The following is a 6,000-nucleotide window of genomic DNA, read 5'->3' as shown; positions in this document are numbered from 1 at the left end:
GGGCTTATGAGTAATTACAAGGTAGCTTATCTTAAATTTAGTCATTAAAAAAACACAATTACATGTGTTCTAAGAGAGATATTTATGGACTAAATGATAACGTAGCATAACCATATTTTGAACATGTTCGTCTATTTTTTCTAGATCTGAATAAATGGTTCGATTGGATGCATTAATTTTTTTGCAGAGTAATTAACTGGCTTTACATGTGACTCATTCATGAGCGAAACGATAAGGAAGAAAAAAGCAAGCTGCTGGGTAGATCCAACAGCTTGCTGCCCGAGCCTTATCGTTGTAATACTAATGCGCCATCATTTCATGCGCGATATCATGTCCATCAATTCTGACGGATAGTAGGTTGGCCAAGAGCAAAGACCTCGTCAAGTGTTCCATCTTGAAGGAGTGGGTAAACAGATTGCCAGTCGCCTTCCCAATCAGAAAGAGAACGATCCTTCACTTGACTATCCTCAAAATACCTTTTTTCAGTTTCTTCATTCATGGGAATGACTATGCTCGTGATCATGTTCACTATTATTGGATTCCTCTGTTGTTTCAGAAGAGTCATCTGAAACGGAGGCAGATTCGGATAATCCCTCCGTTAAGACTTCTAGGTTACGTTCCATAAGAGAAAAATAATCTTCATCGTTGTTAATATCTTCCTCTGTTAAGACAGATAAATTGTGAATACGCAAAGTCTCTGCATCAATTTCCTTTCTGACGACATCGGCAACTTTAGGCGTTACATTTTGCTCAAAAAATACATAATTTAAACCATGCGTTTCAGCAGTATCTATGATATTTTGAATCTCTTTTTGAGAAGGTTCATTGGTAGGGCTTAACCCCGAAAGAGCAATTTGTTCAATTCCATAAGACTGTTCCCAATACCCATACGCTTCATGCGAAACAATGATTTTATTCTCAGGTAAACTCTCAATTTGTGTATGAAACTCTTGATCCAGATTCTCGAGTTCTCCTTTTAGTTGTTCAAAATTTTTATTGAAAGCTTCCTCTTGATCCGGTCGGAGTTCTATAAGAGCGTCCTTAATATTCTCGGCTAAATCTATAGAACGAATTGGATCTAACCAAACGTGTGGATCACTGTCTCCATGATTATGATCGCTACTTTCTCCTTCCTCATGCTCACGCTCATCGCCTTCTTCATGACTATGTACATGGTCTTTTAATTCAATCCCTTTTGCCGCTTCTGTAATTTTCACATCTTCGGATTGAATAGAATCTGAAATTTGTTTCGCAAAAGGTTCTAAACCTGTTCCATTATAAATAAATGCATCGGATTCAGCAATTTTCACTATTTCCTCAGATGTAGGCTCATAGTTATGTGGATTTGACCCCGCTGGCAAGATGGACTCAACAGAAGCTTCATCTCCTGCGACTCGTTCAGTAAAATACTGAATAGGATATACTGTCGTAAATATCTTTAACTCTTCATTTGAGTTTTGAGTATTGTTTCCATCTCCGTTATGATTCGTAGATTCATTCCCACATGCAACCATCATAAAAATAAGAATTAGCAGAGCGAAAACACCTAAAATATTTTTTACCATTTCCTTCATCCTCCCTTATTTTAAAACCATTATATCGTAACAGTTACGATTTGTAAATAGTAACTGTTACGATTTAAATCAAAAAATTTAAGCCAGCTTTTGGGGCTGGCTTAGAGACATTGTGGACATAACCCATAGATTTCAAATTTATGAGTGTCAATTTGATATCCTTCTAACTTATCATCCACGATATCCATAGGACAGAAATCAATCGTCTTGGTTTTTCCGCATGTGTTACAAATTAAATGATGATGATGCCCTTTAGAATGACACATAATCCGAAAATGCTTTTCCCCGTGTAGATCAGTCATTTCTAATAGTTCTTCATTGGTTAAAAGATATAAATTTCGATAAATAGTATCGTAACTTACATTAGGAAAGTGTTGTTTAATCCTTTCTATTATTTCTTTAGCGGCAATATAATGATCTTTGTTAACTAGAATATTTAATATCTGTTCTCTTTGTTTAGTATGCTTATATCCTTTTTCTTTTAATTTTTGAATGGCGGTGTTTACATTCATTAAGCTTCCTCCTTTATCCAGAACAGTGTACTTACCTTTTTGTAAACAATGGTTGAAATAAGAATAACAATTGCTGTCATTACAATTGTTCCACCAGGGGGAACACTTAGATGATAAGCGGAGAACAAACCAACAATAACAGAAAGTTCACCAAATATGACCGATAGAAGAATCGTTTGTTTAAAACTTTTGGCAATCCTGAATGCCGCGGCTACAGGCAATGTCATCAAAGCTGAGACGAGTAAAATTCCTACCACCTGCATAGAAGCAGCAATAACTAATGCTACCATTAAAATGAATAATAGATGAATCCACCGTCCCTTAACCCCTGATATCTTGGCATGTTCTTCATCAAACGACAAAATAAATAATTCTTTATAAAACAAGAGAACAAGGATAATTACAGAAATCGTTATGAACAAAATAGTCCACATATTGGAACGACTCACAGCTGCTACACTTCCAAACAGGTAACTGAATAAATCGGTGTTGAAACCGTCTGCTAGCGAAATTAAAATGACACCTAGCCCTATTCCCCCAGAAAGGATAATAGGAATGGCTAATTCCTCATATTTCTTGTACATTTTCCTCAAACGTTCAATTAATACGGCTCCGATCACTGAAAATATCATCCCCATGAATACAGGGTCCCAATTGTTTATTCCAGACACTTTCTTTTCTAATAATAGGCTGGCCGCAATTCCTGTTAACGTAATATGAGAAAGGGCATCAGCAATTAAAGAAAGCCTACGAACCACAATAAAAACGCCAAGAAGCGGTGCAATCAGACCAATTAATATTCCTGTGATAGCTGCATTTTGCAAAAATTCATATTCAAAAAAGACGTCAAACATCGGATGTTACCTCCTTGTGGGTGGTAACGAATGCTTGGTCCGATTGTTCTCTATACCACTGCAACGATCCCTGAGCATTGTATTGATTATAATCCTCGGATGTTCCATAAAAGTTTATCGTTTTATTCATACTAACAACATGAGTTGCATGCTCGGTAATGGTTCCTATATCGTGCGTGATCATAAGAAGAGTAATTCCATTCTTTTTATTTAATCTACCCAATAAATCGTACAAATCCGTAACATGCTTCGTATCAACTCCCACCGTTGGCTCATCGAGAATTAATAACGAAGGATCACTAACGAGTGCACGAGCAATGAACACTCTTTGCTGTTGACCACCGGAAAGCTCTCCAATATTTGATTTTGCAAAATCCTCCATATCTACGATTTTTAGTGCCTCTATTGCTTTTTGCGTATGCTTACGCTTTAAAAAACGAAAGATGCCTAACCTGGATACAAGTCCAGATTTCACCACTTCCAAAACACTCGCTGGAAATCCCGTATTGAAACTGTTGGCCTTTTGTGGGACATACCCAATTTCCTTCCATTTATTAAAGTGGGTAATTGATTCATCGAACACTCTGATACTTCCTTTATTCGGTTTTATAAGTCCTAGAATCAAATAAATCAAGGTAGACTTTCCAGAACCATTCGGTCCGACTAATCCCAGGAATTGTCCCTTATCTATCGAAAAGTTCACATGTTCAATGGCCCATTCTTTTTCATATCTGAAAGAGACGTTTTTTACTTCGACAATCTTAGGTTCACTCATTTTATCACTCCTTAGTAAACAGTAATCATTACGAATTATTTCGGACGTTTATACATATAGTTAACGGAGGCTTGTCATTAACTATGAAAAGCGTTATGAATCTTCGTTAATTACAAAATACCTTATTCGTAATCATTACGATTAACCTATTGTTTATCATAAAGGAGAATTTCAAATGAATCAAGGATTTTCTTTCTCTGCTACAATTAGCTACTTAAATCTCCTTTTCTTTTCTACCTTATAAAAAGAAGCAAGCTGTCGGATATTCATCCAACAGCTTGCTTCTCTAACTGACTAATATTTATATGATAACACCTACCAATCAAATCATGTTACTTACAAATAATCGATTGGAAGGGATCTGAATCGTCGTTTCCAGTCCATTATTGTTATCCATCGACATCTCGCCGTTAAATTCGTTGATAATAATGCTTTCCAATATATTTAAACCTATATTTTTTGATTTTTCGATCTTATGTTCATCTGTTATACCGACACCATTATCATGTACACTGATGAGAACATATTCTTCATATTTTACAGTTTTCACACGAATAACACCGCTTTGCCCCTCCTTAAATGCATGCTTTTGACTATTAATAACAAGTTCATTAATAATTAATGCGATAGAAGTCGCCTTATTATAAGGGATAAAGATGTCATCTAATTCAACCGTAATGTCAATATCCGTATTAATTTTAGAAATATGAATAACCGATGAAATAATATCCTTTAAATTGATAATGCTTCTTCCGAATTGATCGCTTGATAAAATATTATGAACAGCAGCAATGCTTTTGATACGCTGAATTACATTGTCCAATAATTCATCGATCGATTTATCTTGATTCTTACTATAGATATTCTTTTGCAGCGTAATTAAACTTATAATCGACTGCAGATTATTTTTAATACGATGATGACTTTCTTGTAAAAGCGTTGACCTTCCCATGAGTCGTGTGTCCTCAATAGCTAAGGCCGCATGCTTTGCCAGAGCTGATAAATATTGAGACTCCTCTTTCGAATAAACATATAAATGCTCATAAAATATGCCAATGACGCCGGTTACTTGAGAGCGAATAAACACGGGTACACAGATATACGTTTTGACATGATTGTTTTTCTCAAAAAACATATTAAACTCTTTGTCTTTCTCATTGATATAGAAAATTTCGTTATTTTCAGCTACATGTTTCATGGTTTCTTTTGTCAATTCTGCATAAATCGAATGTCTTTGCTGATATTCAAATTGATCAATAATATTCCAAGAATCTTCATCGATTAATTGTATAGAACACCCATCAGCATGCATGATTCTACATACTTCTTTCACCAATAATAATAGAACATCTTTCAATTCATATTCTGATGTGAGAAATTCAGCCGCTTTAAAGACGGTGTTTAACAAACTTTCATGATCATCTCTTGAATAACTGTCAACTTTATAATGATAGCCTTCTATTTTTTTAATAAATTGTTGAGGATCGACCTTTGCATCTTTCGCTAGCATTTCATCCGTTATTTTTCCATTCGTTAAGATCGATATACGATCGGATATCTTTAAAGCCTCTTCCCATTGCTTGGTGATATAAAGCACACTACCTCCATCCTCTTTAAATTGTTGAATGATCTCATACATCTTTGAAGCATTTTTAGCCGATAACCCTTCAATTGGCTCATGCATAATAATTAACTTTGGATTTGCTAGAAATACTTGTGCCACATAGATAAATTTCTTATCTTCGTCTGAAAATTCGCGAAGCTTATGATTTAAAGGGTAGTCCAGTTTGAGATCATTTAAGACATTTCGACAATCTTTTCGAACCTTTCTCCAGTTAATCAAACCTAAAAATTTATATTTCGGCAGCGATTTTAGATGAATATTTTCAGCAACGGTTAAGTTGTTTAATACAGGTGGTACTTCATGTAAAATCGAAAACGGGGGATTTTCAAGCAAAGACGTGTCATGTCTATCGTTTGTTATCTTTTGCCCTTGAAAGAAAACCTCTCCTGAAGAATGATGCATATGATTTAACGCTTCAATAAACAATGCCTGCTCTGAAGAATCTTTAATCACCAGCGTATGGATCTCATTATCATGCACTTTTATATTTATATCTTTTATATGACCATCAATACTGCTATTTTCAAGGTTGATCGTATGAAATAGATAATGGGACATCGTAAATCTCCTCTCTACTACTTGAATCGATACATATAACTTCTTAGATCAAAAGGAAAAAACTATCATTTCAACAAAAAATACACATTTGACGAATAATGAA

At 35.0% G+C, this 6,000-nt stretch carries 4 protein-coding genes and 2 pseudogenes; all 6 read right to left on the bottom strand.

What is annotated here, in order from left to right:
• Nucleotides 1-367: 367 nt before the first annotated feature.
• Nucleotides 368-524, bottom strand: a pseudogene (locus J416_RS16705) (ZinT/AdcA family metal-binding protein); the annotation flags it as partial.
• A 129-nt stretch (nt 525-653) separates the two neighbouring features.
• Nucleotides 654-1,514 (bottom strand): annotated as a pseudogene (locus tag J416_RS08105) (metal ABC transporter solute-binding protein, Zn/Mn family); the annotation flags it as partial.
• A gap of 161 nt (nt 1,515-1,675) precedes the next feature.
• On the bottom strand, nt 1,676-2,086 hold the full coding sequence (locus tag J416_RS08100; protein WP_003468278.1) for a Fur family transcriptional regulator: 411 nt from the start codon (nt 2,084-2,086) through the stop codon (nt 1,676-1,678).
• Nucleotides 2,086-2,940 (bottom strand): metal ABC transporter permease, encoded by an 855-nt coding sequence (locus J416_RS08095; protein WP_003468276.1) that lies wholly within the window; start codon nt 2,938-2,940, stop codon nt 2,086-2,088. The genes J416_RS08100 and J416_RS08095 overlap by 1 nt, the downstream gene beginning before the upstream one ends.
• Nucleotides 2,933-3,715 (bottom strand): metal ABC transporter ATP-binding protein, encoded by a 783-nt coding sequence (locus tag J416_RS08090; protein ID WP_003468275.1) that lies wholly within the window; start codon nt 3,713-3,715, stop codon nt 2,933-2,935. The genes J416_RS08095 and J416_RS08090 overlap by 8 nt, the downstream gene beginning before the upstream one ends.
• A 322-nt stretch (nt 3,716-4,037) precedes the next feature.
• On the bottom strand, nt 4,038-5,897 hold the full coding sequence (locus tag J416_RS08085; protein WP_003468274.1) for a histidine kinase dimerization/phosphoacceptor domain -containing protein: 1,860 nt from the start codon (nt 5,895-5,897) through the stop codon (nt 4,038-4,040).
• Nucleotides 5,898-6,000 lie beyond the last annotated feature (103 nt).

Origin of the sequence: Gracilibacillus halophilus YIM-C55.5, assembly GCF_000359605.1 — a bacterium.
Classification (GTDB): domain Bacteria; phylum Bacillota; class Bacilli; order Bacillales; family Amphibacillaceae; genus Gracilibacillus; species Gracilibacillus halophilus.
Note: the sequence above shows the minus strand (reverse complement) of the source record. Positions and strands in the feature narration are given on the sequence as shown.